The following is a 20,051-nucleotide window of genomic DNA, read 5'->3' on the forward strand; positions in this document are numbered from 1 at the left end:
TCAGATGAAGTGGATCTGCGAGGTCGAGGTGGTGATGGCGGCAGGGTCGAGACCTCCCGGGAGCTGCGCGGCGGTGATCACGCCGTGCCAGAACAGGGCCGCGCCGGCACGGCTGCCGCTCTGCGCGAAGGGCACATCGGTGAGGAGGACGCCGGTGAAGGTGGCACGGCCGTCCGTGGCTGTGGCGGTCCATGGGCCGTACAAGCCGGTGGCGGTGACTCGGCCGAGGGGGATGCCGGCCTTCATGATGTTGCGGGGCTGGCCGAGGGCGGGCGGTGTGTAGTGGGTGCCCTCGGTGAAGAGCGCGGTGTCGAGGGTGATGGTGAGCGGGGTGTCGAGTCCGTGGCGTGAGGCCAGCCAGGGGCGGTCTGCGGTGGCGGACTCGGAGTAGGTGATCGGCTGGAGATCCACGCCGGGTTCCTCCGGATAGGGCGTCTCGGTGGCGATGCGTACGGTCACCGGGTCATGTGCCGTAGTCCGCGGAGGTGGAGCGGGGCGCGGTCCCCGTGGGCGGCCGTGAGTCAGGAACTCTTCAGGTGACCGCGGCGCCGGGCGATGTCCAGGCCGAACTGGCCCGGCCTTGGCGGGGTGCCGCCCGAGCGGGCCGGGACTCCGGCTGGGCTGCCTGAGGGAGGAGGCGCGGGTGTCTGCGGGGCTGTGGTGCCGAAGAGTTCTGGGCGGCGCTGCTTGAGTTCCTCAGCGGCTTGGGCGAGTGCGGTGTTGTCAGCGTCCGGTTCGATCTCGCGGGACAGGAGAAGCACCGCGTCCTCCAGCTCCGCGCCGGTGGCGCCCAGGCCGACCAGTGCGGCCCGGCGGGCGGCGTCCTGCTCCCGGGTGGTGGCGGCTGCCTCCCGTTCCCGGGCCTGGCGTTCGCGCTCTGCGGCGGCCTGTTCGCGCTGCTCGGCTTCGGAGAGGCGCTCCCGTTCGGCTTCCTTCTGCTGCTGTTCGGCCTGGCGCTGGTTGAGCACGTACTCCGTCAGGGCCTTGGCCGACTCGAAGCCGAGCTGGCCGAGCAGGTCACGGACGCCGGCACGGCGACCCTGGTCCTTCTCGCGGGCGAAGCGGCGGGACAGTTCGTCCTGGGGGATCGAGACCACCGTGATGCCGGTGTCCTCGGTCGTCGGATCGCCGGTCGACGGGTCCCCGGGATCGTCGGAGGACGCCCCGACGATCGGGAGGATTGGGCGGCCGTCGCGGCGGTAGCCGAGGGGAGCGAGCGGCAGCGGCGGACGCGTACCTCGCGTTCGTACGGTCATGGGCAGACGTTCTCCTCGCCCAGACGCCCCCGCGTCGGCGCGGAGTCTAAACCCCTGGGGGGGGGCTGGCGTGCCTGCCGAGGCGCACGGGGTCACGCGGCTTGGGCGCCTTCCTCCTTCTAGTCGGTGCTGTTCGCCGGCGTGGGTGCCGAGGACGAGGCGACCGCCCGGATACGTTCGACCTCCAGCGCGGCGTCCTCGATCGGGAACCCCGCTTCGATCAGGAGCCGTACCCCCGTCTCCAGCGCCAGAACGCCACCCTGCACGCCGCGTACCACCAGGTCCAGGGCGGCCGACTGGTCCGTTGGCAAGTAGGTGCCGAAGGCGATCGTGGCTCGCGGGTTGTCGCCGGGCGGCAGCACGCCGCCGAGCTGGTACAGCCGCTGCGCCATCTTCAGCAGCAGTGGGTACTTGGCCTCCCGAGCCAGGCGCATCGAGCGCACCATGGCGTCGAGCGGACCGAAGCTCAGCTGCAGCGCGTATCCGGACGGCACCTCGGAAGGGCTGACAGTGCCCAGCACGCTCGCCGGCAGCCGGGTCACGACGGACAGGCGATCGCGCAGCGCCTCCACGTACGCACGGAGCTCGGCGAGCTGGGCCGAGGTGTCGACGGTACTGAGCTGCCCGTTGTCGCCGAGGGGCCAGACCATGCCCGGTTCGACCTCGACTGGCAAGGGCTGGCCGGTCCTGCGGTCCACCGGGAGCCGCGCTCCGGACAGGCCGATGATCGGCGAACCGGTGGTCGCCGACGCCCGTTGGCTGTCGGTGTCGGCCGCGGCGAGGTCGTCGAGGAGCTGGGCGACGGACAACAGGCTCGACTGCCCGTAATGCTCGGAGCCGTTGATGGTATTCGGGACGTGGACAAGCGGGATGAAGTCCAGTTGGAGGTCGAGGCGGTTCAGGATGTCGCCGTCCGCGTTGGTGCGGAAGCGGGCCCGGGAGAGCGAGAGAGCGTCGATGTGGCCGGTTCTGTCGACCTGATCGAGGTCCCATTCGGCGTCGGTGAGGTAGCAGGTGGTGTCGCTCGGACGGTTGGACCACGGGTAGGTGCGTCGGCCGCCGTCCTCGATGGGACCGAGTTCGTACGTCACCCGCCGAAGGGTTCCCTTCCGCCCGGTGCTCGAGTCCTCCGGGATCTCCCAGGCAAGGTGGACGCGCTCCGGGTAGGCATCCGCGTCGAGTGCGCTGTCGGGCAGGACGGGGAAGTAGAAGCCGGGATCGAACGTCCTCAGGACCGGACGGCCCTTCGCTCGGGACCAGGCGAGCAGGTAGACGGTGTCGCCGAGCAGGACAGCGGTGCGTTCGGCGTGCTGCATCCGCATCCGCAGGTGCTCCGTCTGAGCCCAGTCGCGCAGCAGCGCCTCCCTGTCCTGGGCCACCGCCTCGTCCTCGGTGTCGTCGACGACGATCTGTTGGGTCTCGCCGAGCAGATGGCTCAGCGTCTGGTCGACGATCAGGGAGGCGTCACCGTACTCTCGTCGGTCGTCTCCGTCTCCGGAGAGCAGCACTGCGGCCTGGTTGGTGTCGTAAGCCGCGAGCACCGTGTACGCGGCCAGACGGCGCCGATCGGCCTCGGGTACCCACGATGCCGTCGTCGCCCCTGGCAGGCTCGTTGGCCTACCTGCGGCAGCTGCGCGGAAGGCTGGCTTGTACGACAGTGCACCCCAGGTGTCGGTGATCAACCTGCGTAAACGCCGCATCTGTAACTCCCCCTCCGAACTGAGTGGCGCAGTCTAAGCCCCAGTTGCAGGGCGGATGGGCGGAGGTGATGCCGCTTGATAGATTGCTCTGCTGTCTCCTGTAAACTAGAGTAGAACGCAGATAGTTGAGATGGGTGCAAGCCATCGACTACGGGAGGGATCTCTATGGCAACGCTCACGATCCACTTTGACCCGGAGGTACTGGCGCACATCGTTGCGGCCGGCGCGGAAGGGGCTGTGGAAGTCAACGTGTCGCTCGGTGGGAGTGCCGGGGCGGCCAAGACCACGCCAGCACCTGCAACTGGGCCCCTGGCTCCGCTCATGGTGGCGGGCCTCCTGAAGGCCAACGATGTGCTGACATTCCGCCAGACGCGTGCGAAGCGGTCCGCCACGGCGATCGTCCAACCGGATGGGCAGCTGATCGTTGAGGGGAAGGCCACGCCGTTCCCGTCGCCCAGCAAGGCTGCGAGTGCAGTGACGGGGAGCGCGATCAACGGCTGGACGCTCTGGAGACTGCGCGATGGTCGAACCCTGGATGAGCTCCGTAACGAGCTGATGTCCGGCGACGACTGATGCGATCGTTAGCCCCGCCTGCACGCATCGGACGCTGTTAGTCGCACCCCGGCAGGCGGGGCCGACGGCCGCCGTTCAGCGTCTTCCGCTGAGACGCCGGTCTGCGGATGCCGTAGGTGCTCCCGGTGCCGCTGGGTCAAGGAACAGGTCTGTCAGCGCCCATACGCAGGAGTCGAGAAGGTCAGGGGACTTCTCCTCGGCCTCCGAGGCGCCGACGTACGTCGTCATCTGCTCCTCCAGGACGGCGAACAGGCGTGGCGGCCCTGCGTGGCTGATGCGGGACTGCTCGTACAGCATCGCCACCGGTGCCGCGCGGGCGCGCTTGCCGCGCGTTGCGTGGACGACACGGCACGGGACCGTGGGGTCGATCTCGGCGAGGAGGGCGGGGAGGTAGTCGCCGCCGTTGTTGGCCTCGATGACCACACAGTCGGCCTGGTGCTCGTGGTACAGCGCGGCGGCGCGGGGCATTGCGGCCGTGGGGGTGTGGCGCTCCTGCTCGGCGTGGAGGACGTAGCCGCGGGGGCGGCGGTCGCCGTACATCTGCTCCAGCGGGTAGGAGCGGCCGGCCACGGTGAAGGCGGTCAGGTCCGCGGTGTCTGTCGTCGTGACTGCCGGGTCGACGGCGACGACCAGGCGGTCCAGCGGCGGGACCGCGGTGCGGGCGATGCGGAAGCCCTCGACCTCGAACATCCACTGCTTCCACAGGGCTCCTTCGACGTCTTCGAGGAGTACGCCGTCCAGCTCCTGGCGGCCCAGGCGGGTGCCGCCGTACTCGGAGTCGAGCTCGGCGAGCGCGGCGGGGGAGAGGTTGGCGCGGTTGTCCTCAGTGCGGCCGGTCGTCAGGACGACGGTGGAGCCGGGGCGCCGGCCGCGTTCCACCAGGCGCTTGACGTGGGGGAGCGGCTTGGGCGTGGTGGAGATGACGACCTGAGGGCTTGGTGCCTCGCGCAGGCAGAACCACAGCATGTCGTACACCGACTGGGCTGTGTGGCGGTTCCAGGCGGCGTACTCGTCGAGCCAGCCCTTGTCGAAGGCGAAGCCGCGCAGGTTGTCCGGGGTCTCGGCCCCGAAGCCGTAGATCGCCGAGCCATTCTTCAGACGGAGGGTGGTCAGGCCGTTGCCGGGGCTGTAGCGGCGGACGTCCTCGGGCGGGATGACCGCCAAGAGGCCCGACTTGGGGGACTCGAAGCAGATCTCCTTGACCAGGGTGGCGTTCTTCGCGACGACCGCGATCATCGTTCCCGGCGTCGTCGCCCACCCCCGTACAGCCTCTGCCGCGGACTTCGTCTTGCCCCAGCCTCGGCCGGTCAGCATCATCCATGCCGCCCAGTCACCCTCGGGCGGGCGCTGCGTGGCGCGGGCGTGGTGGTGCAGCCAGCCGGAATGGGGCAGGCCGTCGCAGGCGGGGCGGTCGCAGGCCCAGCGGCGCGCTGAGACCGCGTCGGCCTCGATCAGTGCGGTGATCTCGGCGTGTAGTTCCGCGTCGGACATGCCGACCGGGTCCGGCAGCGCGGCCAGCGGATCGGCGGTCACGGCTGGTCACCGCCCAACGTGCCGATGCGGGACTCGAGTTCGCGGCGCAGCTGCTCCATGCGGGCCCGGCGTTCCTCGTCCGTCAGACCCGACACGTCCGCCGTCTCCGGGCCCTTGGAGGCCGCCGCGGCGGCGTCGGCCAGGTCCATGCCGTACGCCTGGCGCTCGATGCGGATCGTGACCTCCAGCCAGCGGATCACGTCCGACGGGCTGAGGCGTGCGGGGTCGAGCTGCTGGAGCTGGGCGACGATCTTCGACTGGGCTGCGGAGGCGAGGCGGGCGTGTCGGCGGGCCACCTCCCGGGCGGCCTGCTGTTGTTCGCCGCGCCAGAGCCGGTCCTGCTCCCGGTCCCACGCCTCGGCGCGTAGCACCCAGCGGTGTGTCGTCGACCAGCGCTCGATGAGCGTGCGGGACTTGGCCAGGCGTTCGGCGACCTTGCCGATGCTGCGGGACAGGCCGAGGTCGCGGTAGCAGGCGAACGCCTCCCACGCGGCGGCCGACTCGCTCGGCTGCCGCTCCCATGCCTCGGCGCTGTCCGCCATCCGATCAGTGCTCTCCCGCCTGGTCTGTCTGTCCTCCCGCTCCCCTCCTGCGCAGGGACGTTGTGTCTCAGCTGGACGGGCTGCTCAAGGCCGGGTCGAGGAGGCCGAGGTGCGCCAGGAGGTCGGCGCAGTCGGCGCGACGCTGTGCGCGCTTTTCGCCGGTGGCGCGGGCGGCGACCTGGAGGGCGGCCCTGCGGCGTACGGAGTCGGGCAGCGGGGTGACGGAGACAGTGCGCTCCCACGACGCCGAGTCCTTGGCGAGGTTCATCGTGCGTTCCCTTTGGGGATGTCGTCAGGCTCCAGCTCGCCCGCGAGGAGACGAGCGAGCTGGTCGGCGAGGCGGAACGGTTCGTCCGCGAGGTGTTTGGTCAGGGCACGGGCCAGGCCGGCGGCCGTGCGGCGGACGGTGGTCAGGTGGTCGATCTCGGCGTGGAGCCCGTTCAGCTCGTCGGCGTGCGGGCCGCTCACGAGGCGGGCCTCCGGAAGTTAGGGGGAAGGGCGACCCGCTGCCGCGCCGGGCCCAGCACCTGCAGGACGGTGGGCAGATCGCGAGGGCGCCATACGGCGACCTCGAACCCGCTGCCGGCAAGGTGGGCCAGCCACTCGCGCTGGGCCGGACGGATCCGCCCGGTGTCGGTCTTGAACTCGACGAACAGCGTGCGGCGCTGGCCGAGGTGCCCGAACACCTCGTCGGGCCAGCCCGGGTCGGAGCGCCGAGAGTCCGCCGTGTGGTACTGCAGACGCCAGCCGTAGCGCGTGGCGATGTCGCGGACCTGACGGCGCCACTGCTCCTCGCTCGTGCCGGCGACCGACTCCGCCCGGTCGACGGCCAGCGGGAAGCGCTCGGCCTCCAGTCGATCGAGGGGCCCGTACCGTTCGGTGAGCAGCTTGCGGTACAGCTCCCCGTTCACGGTGCACCCTCCAGGAGCCGGTAGCCCGTACTCGTCGGCCGCATACGCTCCAGTGCGATCCGGGTCCGCTGCCCGGTCCGGCCGCCGGGTGTGGCTGTGGTGAGCACCGTGCAGTACGCATAGCGGGCATCGACCTCGTCGACGCGCACGGTGCGGCCCTCGCTGCGCTTGTCGTTGTCGGTCCACACCTGGCCGACCCGAACACCGGGCCGCTTTACGCCGCACCCGCCAGGTAGTCGGCGGCCCACAACTCCAGGGCCCGCCACCGCTGGCCTACCTCGATGTCGCCTTCCCGCTCCATGCGGTCGATGGCCCGCTGCACGACGGCCGCGGCGTCCGCAGGCATCGTGCGGGTGGCAAGCACCGTCTCCACCGGGGCGGTGCCTTTGCGGGTGGCGGTCTGCTCGTCCGGGTCGTACCAGCCCTCCGTCAGTTCACCGAGGTGGCGTTCGACGAGCGCCAGGGTGATCGCGAACACGGCGGCGACGTTGCCGATGTTGTGCGCGCCCTTCACCGTGTCGAGCGTGTCCAGCACGCTCTCGTACTGCTCGATGCGCGCGAGCCAGCGGGCGTCGGCCGAGGCGGCCTTCCGCGCGGCCTCGAAGGCTTTCTCCGCGGCCTCCTTCTCGTCCGGGAGGAACACGATCTGCACTGTCGCGAAGTCGAGATTGGCCTCCGCGAGGCTCGGCACGCTGACCTCGTCCAGCAGGTCGAGTGTCTTGTCGTCCAAGCCGGAGTACAGGCGCATTGAGACGTCCTCCAGCTCCTCGTACAGCGCCTTGAGGGTGGCCGGGTCGTCCTCGCCCACGATCGCGTTGTGCGCCAGCTGCAAGGCGATCTGCCGCTGCCTCGGCAGCGGCTCGGTGATCTCCAACCACCAGATCCGCTCCAGGCCGGCCTTGATGGCGGCCTTCGTTCGGTGGCTGCCCGACAGCACGATCAACCGCCCCGACTCGCTGTCGTTCCACACCAGCGGTGTCGAGGTCAGCGCCCCGTCGGCGCGCACGTTCGCCACGAGGCGCTGGAACTGCTCATGCCGCATGAACCGTGCGTTGACATCCAGCAGCGTCAGCTCACGCGGGTCGCCCTCGACGATGTGGGGCTTGAGCGGCTCACTCATGGGTTCCCGTCCTCCTTCAATCCCTCGGCCTGTCCGTGCTTGCTCCTCCACTGCGCGAACCCTTCGGTCAGCGACCAGCGGCCCAACTCGCCGCCGTAATCAAGCTGGTAGCGGTAGACGGGATCGGTGGAGTCCTTGCGGGAGTTCAGGCGCAGCAGCCCGCGGTACTTCATGGAGACCGGGTGCTGGGTGAACGCCGTCGTGTTCAGCCGGGTCAGGCGGGTGTTCATCGCCCGCTGTGCCAGGAACTGGGCCTCTGTCGACAGCGCCGCGTACAGCACGAGCTTGGCCAGGCGCCCGTACGACGTCGGCGCCACCGGGAAGTCGGAGAGCAGGTACACGTTGTGCGGGTCGTACTTCGGCGTCGAGAACGCGAAGGCGCCCACCACGACCCCGTCGACCAGCACCGCGATTGCCATCGTCGGTGTGCCTGGGCGGATGTTGTGGTTCATGTACTGCGAGCGCAGCGTCGCGAACTGGCCCATCGACAACGGGGCCAGCGTCAGGGTCTCGCCGAGGCGCTGGCCCGGTACGAGGCGCGGGGCGCGCACCGGCTCCAGGCGCTGGTTGGGTCGTACGATCCGCGACCGCGGCACCGACGAGTACACGTTGATCGGCAGGCCGCGGTTGGCCGTCTGCACCTGACCGCGCAGGTGGTCTGCCAGCTCGGCGACGTCGTAGTGCAGGCCGAGGACCCAGTGCGGCCGGTCGGTGATGCGCTCGATCAGGGTCTGCTTCGCCGCGTCGTCCAGCGTCGGGTACTCCGGTGCCGGCCAGTCCAGGTGCTTGTCCAAGGCCGCGAACTGGCCCTCGTAGTCCCCGGCGTAGAACGGCGGGAAGGCGACGACCGGGGCGTCCGCCGGGACCTGTTCGGCGAGCCACTGGTTCACGTCCATCGGCGCGTACGACGCCAGTCGCAACGGGAGCGCCTCGATCTTCGCGACCGTCTTCGCGTGCAGCTCGGGGAACTGCTGCTGGTACGCCGCCAACATCCCTCCGTAGTACGGGTGGTCGCCGCGCCCGATCCACTGGAAGAACCGGGAGCCGAGCAGCACAACGGCGAGTGTCCCGGCCCGGCCGTCCAAGTACGGGGCCAGCCAGTCGAGTTCGTCCGCCGGCTCGGCGCGGGTGGTGATGGGCAGTTCCTGCCCGGCCAGGTACCAGCCGATCGCGGAGGAGTACAGCTGCACGTCGCAGCCGTGGAGCCGGAAGCCCGAATCGTGCAGGACGCGTTCGATGGTGAAGTTGCCCGAGCAGCCGACGTAGATGTCCTCGGCCTGGCCGCGCCAGGTTGTGGCGTGCTCGTGGATGATCGCGCGAAGGTCCGCGGGGATCGAGCCGTGGAACACCGGGCCTCCCCGCTGTGGTGACTTCTTCCTTCTTTCGGACTTGAGCCCTCGTCGAGGGGTGGGACGCGGGCCCGGAGGGGCAGGGGGCTGGTCCTGCCGTGCCGGACCGCCTGGGAACCAGGAGGCGCGGGGGACGCCTGGAGGGGGATGGTTCCTTGGCTGGTCGGCTCCGCACCACGTGCCTGTGCGAACGCGTCCTCGAGCGCCGGGCCCGACTCGAACGAGCTCCTCCCCACCGGGGGCGGGGCGTGCTACCAGATGCACTACCGGCGCGCGGCGGGGGCAACCGAGAAGATCACCCCGCCACAATCGAACGCTACCAGACGAAGAACTGTCACAACACACGTGGCGGGTGTGATACCGCACCCGCCACATGGATCGTCAGGCCGGGACGACCGGCATCACTGCTCCAGTGCCAGCATGTCCAGCAGGCTCAGCGTCCCCATCGGGCACTCCTCCGGGCGACCCGGCTTCGCCTTCGCCTTCGCCGGCCCAGGCTCGAACAACTCCATCTGGCCCGGCGGTGCCGGCTTCGGCCGGGGCGGGGCCTCGAAGTCCTCCGGCCTCATCTCGGCCCAGTTGGGCCTGCGCTTATCGCTCACAGCAGCGTCCCCTGCTCGTACGCGGGCCCCAGCGGCCCAAGTTCCCTCACCTTCGCGCCGGTCTTCTCCTGCCACCAAGCGGCGAACATCCGCCGGTGACACCACTGCTCCGGCTTCGACAGGTCCTCAAAGCACAGCAGCACCAGCCGCAGATCCCCGGCCGCCACCGCGATCTCCTGGAACCGTGACGCGAAGAACTCCACGCCGTGCCGGTCCAGTTGGGCCAGATACGCCGCCTCGTACGCCGGCCGCGCCGACCCGAAGTACTCGCGACTCGGCGCCGCCTCCCGCACCTGGTGCTCCAGCGCGTACGGCAGCGTCCACCGCGGCGCGCCCAGGGTGATGCGCACCGGCACACCCATCGACGGCTCGAAGCCCTGGTACCTGTGCGTGAACAGCTCGAACACGTTCCTCCCTCGCGCCGGTTCTGCCGTACCGCACAGCGGGCAGTCCGGGTCCGGCTTCTCCTTATGGCCCTCGTCGCCGTGGGTGTTCTCCCACCCGGCGAGCTCGAAGCAGGCGTCGCACAGCCGCGCACCGAGCGCGTCCCGCGCGACGCTGCCGGAGCCGAACACGAGGCGACCCTCACTGTCCACTGCCACGGTGTCACTCCCGGGTCCCAATACAGGGACCACCCGTAGGTGCCGCCCGCACGACCGGCAGGGGATCACCGTGCCCAGCGCGGCTGCCAGCCATCGGCACCCTGGCGTCACCACGCCACTTGCCAGGAGACCGGCCGCCTGATCCGGGTCCAGGCGCCCGCCCTCTTCGACGACGACTTCCATGTCGCCCACCTTTCCGCGCGTCATGAGGGGCGTCACTGCAAGTCAGCGGCCGGCCGGGGGGCTGCCTCCCTGGCCGGCCGCCGGGATCGTTCCGCGCACCTGTGACGCGCTCGCTGGTTCTCTAGGTGCCGACTTTCGGCAATAACATTCTATCGTCAAACAGTCTTGCGCGTCAATATTGTTTTATCGTCGAGGTGGCCTGCCTGCTGCCCCACCTGCGCCCCACAACCACCCCATCCTGCGCACGCGCCCCGAGTGCTCGCCGACACGAAACAGCCGGGACCCGCCCCCGGGTCCCGGCTGTAACGCACGCGCTCACACAGGAGCTCGGGCGGCAGCCTCGAGTTCCGCCTCCGAGGGCTCCTCTGTCGCGACCTCGGCGATCTCGGCCTCGCTCGGCTCCTCCTCGCCCTCGACCTCCTCTGGCTCAACCGCCAGCTCCGGCCGCACTGTCAGCTGCTTCGCCTCCGACATCGCCTTCGCCTTCCGCAGCTTCTTCACCGCCTCGGCCGCCGCCTTCCGGACCCTGTCCACCGCGTCCAGCTGCTTGCCAACCTCGCCCTCGAACAGGTCCGCCAGCTCCGTCGGCGTCAGCTTCGCCAGCTCCTCCAGGAGGGTGCCGGCCCGCTCGACCTGGTCCACCTTGCCCTTGGCCTGCTTGCGCTCCTTGGCCTTGTCCTTCTTCTCCTTCTCCGACAGCTCCTTCTCGGAAAAGAAGCCCTCCTGGTTCTCCTTCATCCGCAGGGCCTGCGCGAAGGTGGAGGCGTCCGTCTCGGTCTTGAAGTCGCCCTTCATGTACCGGGTGACCGCAACCTTCTGGTTCGCCGGCGTGAGCTTCGACAGGTACCAGGCGAAGTCGGCCTTGATCTTGCCCTCGGAGACCAGCTCCGCGATGTCCGTGGTGAGGTTCAGCAAGTCCATCCGCCACCGCACGTAGTCGGTGGTCTTGCCGAACATCTCCGCGATGCCTTCTGCCGTGTAGGCGAACCCGACGAGGTCGGCGTACGCCTGTGCCTCCTCCATCAGCGTCATGTCCGCGCGGCCGATGTTCTCGGAGATGCCCATCACGAACGCCTTCTCGTCGTCCACGCTGCCGACGATCTTGGCCTCGATGGTGGTGGCGCCCTCCACCAGGTGCATCGCCCGCCAGCGGCGCTCACCCATCACGATCTGGAACTTGTCGCCGGCCGGGCGGACCACGATGGGCTGGAGCTGCCCCACCGAGCGGAACTGGGCCGCCAGCTCCTCCAGCTTGGCCTCGTCGAAGAACTTGCGGGGCTGGTCCGGGTTGGGCTCGATGTCCGCGAGCGGGATCGCGGTGACCTGGATGTTCGCCTCGGTGACGTTCATGTCGCTGGCTCCTCGCACTCTCGGTCTCGCAGGATGTGTTCCTGTGAGGTGATGACTAAATACTATTGTCAGTCGATCTTGACCGTCAAGTGTTATTCGGTGATGGGTTGCCGGGATTGCCCCGTGTTCGCCGGGGGTTGAACCGAGTGAGCCCCGGCCGCCTATCGTTGGCGGCCGGGGCTCTTGTCTAAATGAACTTGCTCAGATGGCTCTACTCTTCCTCGACACATGTTGACCCCAAATCCTCGGGCTCGAACTCAACGTCCGCCCCCATCAAGACCTTGAGGATCTCCCCATCGAGCCAGTCGTCCTCGCCCGGTGGATCGACGTCCGTCGCCGGGTTCACCCCGCCCCCGTCGGTCCGTCTGTCCGCCCGCGACGAGTCGCGCCGGTTCATGCTCCTCCCCTTGAGCCATGGCGCAGTCTCGGCCCCCCTGCGCTCCCGACCGCCCTCTGCGGGAGCGTCGCAAGGACGCACCACGAGCGGTGACGAGGTCTTCCACAGAGAGCGAGATCGTCAGCGTATTCGGGGTTACTCGTCAGTGCAAACAAATGTCCGAACGAAGAGTGTCCTGTCCGACACCTCGAACCTCAGTGATCCGTTTGCCAGTTGTCACTTCCATCGCCAGAAGATCTCGAAGCGGGCCTCGTCGAACTTCCGCGAGCCCCGTACGGTGGCCGGCCCAACGCGCACCTCGCGCACGACGAGCTGAACGAGGTTGCGGCGCTGCTCGCGGCCAGCGGTCTCGTTCCACCAGGTCTCGACTCCCTTAGGGGTCAGCTCCGGGAGTTGCTCAAGCGCCTTGCCACGACGTACGTCCGCCATCGCCGCGGTGCGCCGCCCTTCCAGAGCGGCCTTGGCCGTCCTGTACTCGCCGAGGTTCATCTCCTTCGCCCCATAGGCGTGCGCCAACTCGTTCTTGTGTCCGCTCAGTTCCATCAGGAACCGCTCCGCCTCGCGAGCCTCGGCGGCGTACCTGTCGCGGACGGCGGCCAGCCGCTTGAGGTGCGTGGGGCCCTGCAGGCGAGCTACGACCCGCTCCCCGATGTACTCGTCCAGCGGCTCAGCGGAGATCCGGACCTTGCCGCAGCCCTCGGTCTCGCAGACGTACCCCCGTCCGCCGTTCGCTGTAGACCGGGCCACCAGGGGCTGCCTGCACAGGGTGCATGTCGCGATGCCTCCTGACAGGTAGTGGACGTGCTTCGGCTTCGTGCCCTGGCCCTTCTTGTTCTCCTGGAATAGCTCCTGCAGGGCGTCGAACGTCGTGCGATCGATCAGCTGCTCGGCCGGCCCCGGAACCAGTTCGCCCTCGCCGTTCTCCTTGAGGCCGGCGATTGCCGGGTTCCGTAGTCGGCGACGTAGTGTCGTCGGCGACCATGATCGCCCGGAGACCGTCGGTCCGGCGTTCTCCGTCATCCAGTCCGCGGTCTCTGTGAGCGTCTTCTTCCCCTCGAGAAGACGCTTGGCCGCCGCCGCCAGGTGGGCGGCCTCCTCGGGAACGGCAGTCACGCCGTCCGTTTCGTGGCCGTATGCCCTCATGCTCTCTCCAGCCCAAAATCCCCCGGTGTCACCCATATGGTATGCGAAGGCGCAGCACTGTCACCCCTACATGTGAACCCTGCCACCCACCGCTTACGTGTTGGGTTTCGATCTGTAGGGCGCAGTATGCCAACTTGAAGTTGGCCTGCAACTGCGTGACTTCCCCGCTGGAAGGTAATCGGCGGGCTCTAAGCGGGCGAAACGGCAGTTGAGCGGTCTCAGGAGGCGCGTCAGTGCGCACCGACGATGTCGAGAAGACCGTACCGCACTTGGATCACGTCATGCCCAGACCCGCCGACTCGCGTGGGTCGGTGGCGGCGCGAGCTCGCCGCCGCAACAGGGGCGTAAGCCAGTGACGGGGCAGACCGTCGCTACTCCGGACGCACGCCCAGAGCCGCCCACAGCTCCGACGTCAGCACCCTGCGCTTGCCTTTGCCGTACGGATGCACGGGCACAGGGAACTCGCCGGACCTGATCAGTTCGTACGTGGTGTTCCGGCTGAAGCCGAACGCCCTGCCGGCCGTCAGTACGTCGACCGTCACGGGCAAGGCCAGGACCTCGTCCCGCGTCATGGACGCACCACCACCGCTGTGTTCTCGGTGGCCGGATCGTTTCGATCTCGCATGGTCAGACTCTCCTGTTCCGCCCCCGCGCCTCCCAGGAAGTCCCGATCGAGTCTAAGTTCTCTCCGGGGGACCGAACAAGATCGGGCTCGGAGTCATTGAGCGCGATCGTATGTGTCTGCTGCCACACATGTGCGTTGATTGCAGGCTCGGTGACCGCGTGGTCATTTACGAGACTCTCGGTCAGGAAGTAGGCACAACCGGATGCGCTCAGGAGTGATCCGGCACCTAGTAGTTGGAAGACCTCTCATTTGTCTCCACATATGATCGCCCATCGTGGCTGGTCACAGCACACAGAAGGAGGGGATGTGTTCAAGGGCTCGGTCTACAGGCGCTGCGGCTGCAAGGAACCCGTCACAAGCGAGGACGGGCTCTCCCGTCCTCGACGCCAAGAACAGACCGAAGATGAGAGAGCTCGGCGGAGAGTGCCCCGATCTCGGCAAGAGGGACCACGGCAGCTGGTACTACTACGTCGAACTGCCGCCGGGGCCCAGGGGAGAGAGGCGTCGCCCACGCAAAGGAGGATTCCTCACCAAGAAGAAGGCTGAGGAGGCAGCCCAGGAGATCTGGGACAAGGCCCAGGACGGCATCGACGTGCTCTCGGACGAAACCGTCGAGCAGTACCTACTCCGCTGGTTCAGCAAGCGGGTCGACCTCAAGCGGTCCACCTGGAAGACCTACAACGACCACATCCACCGTGTCTTCATCCCGCACCTCGGTGACATCAAGATGCGGGACCTGCGCACCCGGCACATCCAGGAGATGTTCGAGCAGATCTGGCGCGACAACGAGCAGCACGCCGACAACGCGGATGCCGCCGGGCCGCCCACCGCGCTTGGAAACAGACCGCCAAGCCGCGCCCGCCCGAACTGCGGCAGCGCTGGAACACGGCCAGGGAGAAGCTTCGGGAGGCCCGTAGGAAGCCGCGGTACATCGCTGGCCCAGGCGTGCAGCTCAAGATGAAGAACGAGCTCAGCGCCGCGCTCGACTACGCCAAGAACACCGAGAAGCTCATCAGCGAGAACTGGGCCCAGCACCTCGTCCTGCCGAAGTACACCCCGCCCAAGCCGCTCGTGTGGACCGACGAGCGCGTCGCGCGCTGGCGCGAGACAGGGGAGAAGCCGGGACCGGTCATGGTCTGGACGGCCGAGCAGACCGGCGCCTTCCTTGACGGCGTTGCCGAGCACCGGCTCTACCCGATGTTCCACCTCATGGTCTTCCGGGGTACCCGGCGCGGTGAGTCCTGTGGCCTGCCCTGGCGTGAGACCGACATGACCGCCGGCACCGTCCACATCAGTGAGCAGCTCGTCGCTGCCTCCTACGACGTCTGGGAGGACACCCCGAAGAGCGACAGCGGCGCCCGCACCGTCCGGCTCGACAGCCAGACCCACGAGCTCCTGAAGTTCTGGCGGCGACGTCAGCAGGCCGAACGCGCGGAGTGGGAGGGGAAGCACCGCAAGGAGCCGAAGAAGTACGGGCCGTACGTCGACTCCGGTCGCGTCTTCACCTGGGAGGACGGCCGCCCGTACCACCCGGAGTATCTCTCCCAGGTCTTCAACCGGCTGGTCCAGAAGCTGGGCCTGCCGCCGATCCGGCTTCACGACCTGCGCCACTGCGCTGCGACGCTGTCCCTGGCGGCCGGCGTCCACATGAAGGCCATTCAGGTCCTTCTCGGGCACTCCTCGTTCAAGCTCACCGCCGACACCTACACCAGCGTTCTCCCACAACTCGAGGTGGAGGCCGCAGACGCGCCCGTGGCGCTCGTCCCGCGCAAGGCGGCACAGCAGGGTGGGCAGGGCGGGGACGACGCGCCGCAAGGCCCTCAGCTCGTACCGGCCGCCGAGCCCACGGCGTCCCCGGCTCCCGCTGCGCCTCGCTCCAGCGACGTGGCGGGAGCGGAAGTCCATCCCATGGTCGGCCCCGCGGAGGGCGCACCCGAAGCCGCAGATGAGGCGGCCGCGTAGCCGGTCCGTCGGCCTGCGGGAGGCAGCACACATACGGCACACACGCCGTGTCCCCACCTTGTCCCCACCAGGCACGAAACAGGCCCCTCGGAGATCACTCCGAGGGGCCTGTTCGATACATATCGCCTGGTCAGGCAGTGTGCCCCCGGCAGGATTCGAACCTGCGACACCCGCTTTAGGAGTTCGATCCGAGTCTGATCTGGCTGCTGCCGTCCACTGGGCCGACAGCCGGGCAGAGACGCTGGTGTGCGCCTCCGTCCGGCGTCGTTGATGTCAGCCGTGGATGTCAGAAGCTCTCTGGTTCGCTCGGTGTTGCAGGAGGGTGGGCTGGGTATACCACCGCTATCGCGGGTAACGTGTCGGGTCCGAACTCACCGCGCCGAACCAAGCCCAGGTATGCCGGTATAGGTCATCCCGAAGCGCTACGAAGCCGGATTCGGACAGGCGAGCCGTAGGTAATGGGACAACTTCTCCCTGAGGAGCTGTCCATGTCTACCTGGCTCTGCGTTGTTCCCGCGGCTGGGATCCTCGTCGGCTCTGTCTTGGTGTCGTTCGTCGCAGTGGTTGCCGTCCGGTCGTCTGACGAAAGGCGTGCTCAGCGGGCCGAACGAATCCTGCGCGTTCTCTTGCGTCGGCGACGCATCTACTCGCCCGCAAGTCACCCCACTGTGCGGCCCGGTGCTTAGAAGGCGCTCGGCATGTCTCCCTGCTGTCGCGCTCTGACCTGGACAGTGACCCAGTCCGGCCACGACTGCTCATCCGACGTCGACACGCATTCGACACGCCCCAGATTACTCATAGCTGGTCGCCGTGCGCAGAGCTCGTGCGAAGAACCGTCAGTCACCGCTGGCCGGCACCTCTCGACCGGTGTTGCGGTACCAGCCGTCTGCGTCGTCAATCCATGCTGACAGGGCCTTCAGGAAGCTGGGGAGATCCGAGTTCTCCCACGCGCTTTCACTCTCGGCGTGGCTGCGATGCAAGGAACGAACGAAGGCGGCTAGGTCCTCTCGTCCGTTGACGTGTTCAGGGCAAGCTGTCATACAAGGCAACCTGCATGGCACGGCCTCCCGGAGCCTATTGACGGCTGATGGAGACCTACCTGATGAGGCACGCGGCTCCGGAGGGCATGCATGTGCGTGAGGCGAAGGGGCCTTTGAACAGCAGGTTTCTACCGTGTGGGGTGTGATCGAGCGATCTCACTCGCCACTCACTCGGGATGCCTGGCTCACCTGGCCCTGTAGGACGCCTGAGGACTTGCACTGAACCAGCCCGGACTGGTGGCTCGGCAGGTGATGATCTGAGTGGCCTACGTCATCCGCGGCGGTCCCCGCATGGGTGACAGGGCGACGGTCAGGATCCGAAGACTCCGGGTGGCGCGCTGCCGCGCAGGCTCCGCTGCCAAGAAGATTCGCGCCAGCTTACGAGGAGGAAGCGGGATGGAAGGTTCGTCCTACGCGTCGCAAAAACTGTGGGCATCGATGGATTCCTTCGAGCCGGACACCTATGTGAGGCGTATAGAATTCCTGGGAATGGAGGCTTATGCAGGTGTGGATTTAACCCTGGCTCCATTCACATTGATCTCAGGGACTCACGGATCTGGGAAGAGTACGATCCTTTCGCTCGTGGCCGAGGGGGTGGCGCCAGGGAGCAGGACTTACTCTGACCAGCCGCCCTTTGTTGGCATCTCGCCTTACAGTCAAGCCGTAGGTCGGCTGGGTGGAAAGTTGAGATCAACGATTTCGAATCGAGGCACCACTCGGGTGAGCGAAGTCGATCTGGACTCCGCTGAATTAGGTGGGGATGGAGCGGCGGTTGCCTACATGGAAACCCCCTACTCGATCGCCAGCGACATTCAAATATTCTTCCAGGACGGCCGCGACCTGCGGCCGAGCGATGAAGAAAGTTTTTCCGCGCCCGAGGAAAGGCAGAAACCGCGAGACCTGAAAGCGCTGAGGGGGATTTTAGGGTTCGAATATGACGAGCTCGCTTATCGCCCTGTAAATGATTCGGTTTCGAGCGGGATCGTCAACCACTTCCCTTTCGTGTATGGAAGGAGGGGAGGGGTGTGGCATGACTCGTACACCATGAGTTATGGGGAGCTTGTAGTTCATCTGCTTCGTTGGAGGGCTAAGCACCTCAATGGTGGTCGCTATGTCTGGCTGCTCGACGAGCCGGAAGCCCATGTTTCACCGCGGGGGCGTGCTGAGTTTTTGGATGAGTTGGCACGCCTTGCGCGAGCTGCGAAGTTGCAGGTGGTCATGGCGACTCACTCGCCAGAGTTCATTACGAGGGTCCCTTTGAAAGCTGTTCGCGTCTGCCTTCGAACGGGTTCTGGCAGGGTCATCTTCACGCCGGAGCGACATTCTGACCTGCGCGACACGTTAGGCATTTCTCACCCGCTCAAGAATGTGGTGGTAGTTGAAGATGAGATGGCTAGGAGCAGTCTCGGCCTAATTCTCTCGGCGCACGGGTATTCTTCTTTGCCTGAAACGGAATTTATTGAGGCGGGTTCCTGGAGCGACGTTCTCGTGACACGTAGAGCGCTTGAGACCTCCCGAAGGCTGCGAAGTGTCGCGGTAGTTGACGGTGATCAGAGATCGAACCTTGCGCGACGAGAAGATTCAGTGCTTTTCCTCCCAGGTGAAGGCCCTCCAGAAAAAGTATTCATCGAGTATGCCGTCAGGTCTCCACAGCGATTTGCGCAAAATCTCGGCTGCTCCGTGCACTCGATGAACATCTATACGTCTGAACTGCTCGGAGTGGATCATCATAGGTGGATCTCTCTGCTAGCGTTTCGAACGGGGCGTGATGAGCAACACTGCTTGCGGGCCGCTTTCGAAATATGGCACGACGACGATGTGAATCGGTGTGAAGCCGAATCGCTTTGTGTGCAAATTCAAGAGGCACTTGGGCAGGGTTGACGGTCCTGGCCCATCGTCTAGGTGGGATGCAGAGTCAACACGCAGGTGATCTTGAAAACCGTCGTGGCAGCGATGTCACCGTGGGTCCAAATCCCACCGCCTCCGCGTGGTGAGCAGTGAGAACGGCCCCTGACCTGGGAGTTCGGTCGGGGGCCGTTCTCGTCTCCGGCTACCGTGACTGCCCGGTGTTCCCCGTTGCTTACCGCTCTATCGGGCACGGCTGGGGCACGCCCACTGGGCACCCGCGTGTGACGCTTGTACCGTTCCGAAGTGGCCTGGATATCACTACTTGCAACACTTGCTGGTGGCGTGATTGCTCTGGGATCGGCACTTCTCGTGGAGCACCGAAGGGCGCGGCGAGAGGCGGTGTCTGAGTGGCAAAGGACACGGCGGGAGCTCTACTCAAGGTTTCTCGCGGCTCATGCCCAAGCTGGCAGCGATCTGCGGAACATTGCCGCCACGCCCGGCCTTGATGCGGGCGAGCGGTACCGGCTGACACGGTCGGCCTACACTCACTGCTACGCATCACGCCATGAGTTGGAGCTTCTCGCGCTGCCCTCCGTCGTTCGCCCGGCTGAGGAATGTAGTCAGGCGGTGCGAATGATGCGCGATGCCGTGAGCGCGGGGGCGCGTCTTGACAGCGATGAGCTCGAGGAACTGACACGCAGGTACCTGGAACTGCGTCTGGAGACCAGAGGTGCCATGCGCTCGGACATCTCGGCCGACAACAATTGACCTGCTCGGGCTTTCGCCTGCGCTACGACGTTCGGCTTCGCCGAAGCCTAAGCCCATCACTCTCCCCAGCTCCCATCCCGTACGCCGTCGACCCACACACCGTGGAGCGGGCGTGGTTCCTGGCGTCCAGGTGGAGCGCGCCACTGTACGAACGACCTGGACGCCAGGGGCCGCGTCTGCTCGGCTCTGCCTGGGTCGATGGCGTATGGGATGGGAGCTCCCCGCGCACGCCACTAGGGGCCCGCAGTCGGGCACGGCGCCCCCTCTATCCCGGTGCCGGCCGATCCCCCGCCGGAGGCTCAGTTCTGACCGTGGCCGCGATGTGTGGTGATCGACTCATGGCCACCGGCCCTATCCACCAGTGGGCGCGCGTCGGCGCAGCGCGGGCGGAGCGGGCCGAAGGCAGGAGCGTCGCGCGGAGCGGAGCCGGGAAGCGCGCCCGGCGGAGCGGAGCGCAGCCGGGTGCCTTGATGAGGTAGAGAAACCTGTAACAGCTCGCCCTGGCCACGCGGTCTTGTCGGTCCAGCCGTCGGCTGCTGGCATATGT

General features: G+C 67.2%; 23 protein-coding genes and 1 tRNA gene. 5 read left to right on the plus strand and 19 right to left on the minus strand.

Annotated features, from left to right (window positions below; genetic code table 11):
* From ACWCP6_RS07665 to ACWCP6_RS07675, 3 genes are all read right to left on the minus strand, one after another.
* Positions 1 to 459 carry a head decoration protein gene (locus ACWCP6_RS07665; protein WP_450931451.1) on the minus strand — a complete coding sequence of 153 codons (459 nt, stop codon included), beginning with the start codon at positions 457 to 459 and terminating at the stop codon, positions 1 to 3.
* Positions 460 to 521: 62 nt separating this feature from the next.
* On the minus strand, positions 522 to 1,256 hold the full coding sequence (locus ACWCP6_RS07670) for a hypothetical protein (protein WP_450931452.1): 735 nt from the start codon (positions 1,254 to 1,256) through the stop codon (positions 522 to 524).
* Positions 1,257 to 1,375: 119 nt separating this feature from the next.
* Positions 1,376 to 2,956 carry a hypothetical protein gene (locus ACWCP6_RS07675; protein WP_450931453.1) on the minus strand — a complete coding sequence of 527 codons (1,581 nt, stop codon included), beginning with the start codon at positions 2,954 to 2,956 and terminating at the stop codon, positions 1,376 to 1,378.
* A gap of 165 nt (positions 2,957 to 3,121) precedes the next feature.
* Here ACWCP6_RS07675 and ACWCP6_RS07680 point away from each other — a divergent pair, with 165 nt between their 5' ends.
* Positions 3,122 to 3,529, plus strand: coding sequence for a DUF4357 domain-containing protein (locus ACWCP6_RS07680; protein WP_450931454.1), 408 nt, complete (start codon positions 3,122 to 3,124; stop codon positions 3,527 to 3,529).
* A gap of 75 nt (positions 3,530 to 3,604) precedes the next feature.
* On the opposite strand, the gene ACWCP6_RS07685 is transcribed toward ACWCP6_RS07680, so the two are convergent.
* The 15 genes from ACWCP6_RS07685 to ACWCP6_RS07755 all read right to left on the minus strand — a co-directional run bounded on the left by ACWCP6_RS07685 (position 3,605) and on the right by ACWCP6_RS07755 (position 13,833).
* Entirely contained in the window at positions 3,605 to 5,062 is a 1,458-nt protein-coding gene (locus ACWCP6_RS07685; RefSeq protein WP_450931455.1) for a phage terminase large subunit family protein, read from the minus strand.
* The gene (locus tag ACWCP6_RS07690) at positions 5,059 to 5,604 is read right to left on the minus strand and encodes a hypothetical protein (protein ID WP_450931456.1); all 546 of its coding nucleotides are present in this window, start codon (positions 5,602 to 5,604) and stop codon (positions 5,059 to 5,061) included. Before ACWCP6_RS07690 ends, ACWCP6_RS07685 begins: the two co-directional genes overlap by 4 nt.
* A 67-nt stretch (positions 5,605 to 5,671) precedes the next feature.
* A complete protein-coding gene (locus ACWCP6_RS07695; protein WP_384866185.1) occupies positions 5,672 to 5,872 on the minus strand; it encodes a hypothetical protein in 201 nt (66 codons plus the stop codon).
* Positions 5,869 to 6,072, minus strand: a complete 204-nt coding sequence (locus ACWCP6_RS07700; protein WP_450931457.1) for a hypothetical protein — start codon at positions 6,070 to 6,072, stop codon at positions 5,869 to 5,871. Before ACWCP6_RS07700 ends, ACWCP6_RS07695 begins: the two co-directional genes overlap by 4 nt.
* Positions 6,069 to 6,515, minus strand: a complete 447-nt coding sequence (locus ACWCP6_RS07705) for a VRR-NUC domain-containing protein (protein WP_450931458.1) — start codon at positions 6,513 to 6,515, stop codon at positions 6,069 to 6,071. Before ACWCP6_RS07705 ends, ACWCP6_RS07700 begins: the two co-directional genes overlap by 4 nt.
* A complete protein-coding gene (locus ACWCP6_RS07710; RefSeq protein WP_450931459.1) occupies positions 6,512 to 6,703 on the minus strand; it encodes a hypothetical protein in 192 nt (63 codons plus the stop codon). Before ACWCP6_RS07710 ends, ACWCP6_RS07705 begins: the two co-directional genes overlap by 4 nt.
* A gap of 26 nt (positions 6,704 to 6,729) precedes the next feature.
* Positions 6,730 to 7,635: a ParB/Srx family N-terminal domain-containing protein gene (locus tag ACWCP6_RS07715; RefSeq protein WP_450931460.1), complete on the minus strand. Its 906-nt coding sequence runs from the start codon at positions 7,633 to 7,635 to the stop codon at positions 6,730 to 6,732.
* Positions 7,632 to 8,984, minus strand: coding sequence for a putative antirestriction adenine methyltransferase (locus ACWCP6_RS07720; RefSeq protein WP_450931461.1), 1,353 nt, complete (start codon positions 8,982 to 8,984; stop codon positions 7,632 to 7,634). Before ACWCP6_RS07720 ends, ACWCP6_RS07715 begins: the two co-directional genes overlap by 4 nt.
* A 201-nt stretch (positions 8,985 to 9,185) precedes the next feature.
* Positions 9,186 to 9,257: transfer RNA gene (locus ACWCP6_RS07725), tRNA-Gly, on the minus strand.
* Between the two features lie 128 nt (positions 9,258 to 9,385).
* Positions 9,386 to 9,586: a hypothetical protein gene (locus ACWCP6_RS07730; protein ID WP_450931462.1), complete on the minus strand. Its 201-nt coding sequence runs from the start codon at positions 9,584 to 9,586 to the stop codon at positions 9,386 to 9,388.
* Positions 9,583 to 10,188 (minus strand): hypothetical protein, encoded by a 606-nt coding sequence (locus tag ACWCP6_RS07735; protein ID WP_450931463.1) that lies wholly within the window; start codon positions 10,186 to 10,188, stop codon positions 9,583 to 9,585. Before ACWCP6_RS07735 ends, ACWCP6_RS07730 begins: the two co-directional genes overlap by 4 nt.
* A gap of 498 nt (positions 10,189 to 10,686) precedes the next feature.
* Entirely contained in the window at positions 10,687 to 11,721 is a 1,035-nt protein-coding gene (locus ACWCP6_RS07740; protein WP_450931464.1) for a ParB/RepB/Spo0J family partition protein, read from the minus strand.
* A 211-nt stretch (positions 11,722 to 11,932) separates the two neighbouring features.
* Positions 11,933 to 12,118 (minus strand): hypothetical protein, encoded by a 186-nt coding sequence (locus ACWCP6_RS07745; protein ID WP_316749133.1) that lies wholly within the window; start codon positions 12,116 to 12,118, stop codon positions 11,933 to 11,935.
* Positions 12,119 to 12,334: 216 nt separating this feature from the next.
* Positions 12,335 to 13,231, minus strand: coding sequence for a recombinase family protein (locus tag ACWCP6_RS07750; protein ID WP_450931465.1), 897 nt, complete (start codon positions 13,229 to 13,231; stop codon positions 12,335 to 12,337).
* 401 nt (positions 13,232 to 13,632) lie between these two features.
* Positions 13,633 to 13,833: a helix-turn-helix transcriptional regulator gene (locus ACWCP6_RS07755; protein ID WP_316749129.1), complete on the minus strand. Its 201-nt coding sequence runs from the start codon at positions 13,831 to 13,833 to the stop codon at positions 13,633 to 13,635.
* Between the two features lie 456 nt (positions 13,834 to 14,289).
* Between ACWCP6_RS07755 and ACWCP6_RS07760 the strand changes: the two genes are divergently transcribed.
* Positions 14,290 to 14,847, plus strand: coding sequence for an N-terminal phage integrase SAM-like domain-containing protein (locus ACWCP6_RS07760; protein WP_450931466.1), 558 nt, complete (start codon positions 14,290 to 14,292; stop codon positions 14,845 to 14,847).
* A complete protein-coding gene (locus ACWCP6_RS07765; RefSeq protein ID WP_450931467.1) occupies positions 14,832 to 15,848 on the plus strand; it encodes a site-specific integrase in 1,017 nt (338 codons plus the stop codon). Before ACWCP6_RS07760 ends, ACWCP6_RS07765 begins: the two co-directional genes overlap by 16 nt.
* Positions 15,849 to 16,684: 836 nt before the next feature.
* On the opposite strand, the gene ACWCP6_RS07770 is transcribed toward ACWCP6_RS07765, so the two are convergent.
* Positions 16,685 to 16,888 carry a DUF7660 family protein gene (locus tag ACWCP6_RS07770; RefSeq protein WP_450931468.1) on the minus strand — a complete coding sequence of 68 codons (204 nt, stop codon included), beginning with the start codon at positions 16,886 to 16,888 and terminating at the stop codon, positions 16,685 to 16,687.
* A 396-nt stretch (positions 16,889 to 17,284) separates the two neighbouring features.
* On the opposite strand from ACWCP6_RS07770, the gene ACWCP6_RS07775 reads away from it, so the two are divergent.
* A complete protein-coding gene (locus tag ACWCP6_RS07775; protein WP_450931469.1) occupies positions 17,285 to 18,769 on the plus strand; it encodes an AAA family ATPase in 1,485 nt (494 codons plus the stop codon).
* Between the two features lie 270 nt (positions 18,770 to 19,039).
* Positions 19,040 to 19,504 carry a hypothetical protein gene (locus ACWCP6_RS07780; protein ID WP_450931470.1) on the plus strand — a complete coding sequence of 155 codons (465 nt, stop codon included), beginning with the start codon at positions 19,040 to 19,042 and terminating at the stop codon, positions 19,502 to 19,504.
* The last annotated feature ends 547 nt before the right edge of the window (positions 19,505 to 20,051 follow it).

Source organism: Streptomyces sp. NPDC002004 (assembly GCF_053593975.1).

Bases quoted from the DNA above. Each gene is read 5' to 3' on its own strand.
- ACWCP6_RS07670 (WP_450931452.1), bottom strand. From the start codon at position 1,256: ATGACCGTACGAACGCGAGGTACGCGTCCGCCGCTGCCGCTCGCTCCC.
- ACWCP6_RS07675 (WP_450931453.1), bottom strand. From the start codon at position 2,956: ATGCGGCGTTTACGCAGGTTGATCACCGACACCTGGGGTGCACTGTCG.
- ACWCP6_RS07680 (WP_450931454.1), top strand. From the start codon at position 3,122: ATGGCAACGCTCACGATCCACTTTGACCCGGAGGTACTGGCGCACATC.
- ACWCP6_RS07690 (WP_450931456.1), bottom strand. From the start codon at position 5,604: ATGGCGGACAGCGCCGAGGCATGGGAGCGGCAGCCGAGCGAGTCGGCC.
- ACWCP6_RS07695 (WP_384866185.1), bottom strand. From the start codon at position 5,872: ATGAACCTCGCCAAGGACTCGGCGTCGTGGGAGCGCACTGTCTCCGTC.
- ACWCP6_RS07715 (WP_450931460.1), bottom strand. From the start codon at position 7,635: ATGAGTGAGCCGCTCAAGCCCCACATCGTCGAGGGCGACCCGCGTGAG.
- ACWCP6_RS07740 (WP_450931464.1), bottom strand. From the start codon at position 11,721: ATGAACGTCACCGAGGCGAACATCCAGGTCACCGCGATCCCGCTCGCG.
- ACWCP6_RS07745 (WP_316749133.1), bottom strand. From the start codon at position 12,118: ATGAACCGGCGCGACTCGTCGCGGGCGGACAGACGGACCGACGGGGGC.
- ACWCP6_RS07755 (WP_316749129.1), bottom strand. From the start codon at position 13,833: ATGACGCGGGACGAGGTCCTGGCCTTGCCCGTGACGGTCGACGTACTG.
- ACWCP6_RS07760 (WP_450931466.1), top strand. From the start codon at position 14,290: ATGAGAGAGCTCGGCGGAGAGTGCCCCGATCTCGGCAAGAGGGACCAC.
- ACWCP6_RS07770 (WP_450931468.1), bottom strand. From the start codon at position 16,888: ATGACAGCTTGCCCTGAACACGTCAACGGACGAGAGGACCTAGCCGCC.
- ACWCP6_RS07775 (WP_450931469.1), top strand. From the start codon at position 17,285: ATGGAAGGTTCGTCCTACGCGTCGCAAAAACTGTGGGCATCGATGGAT.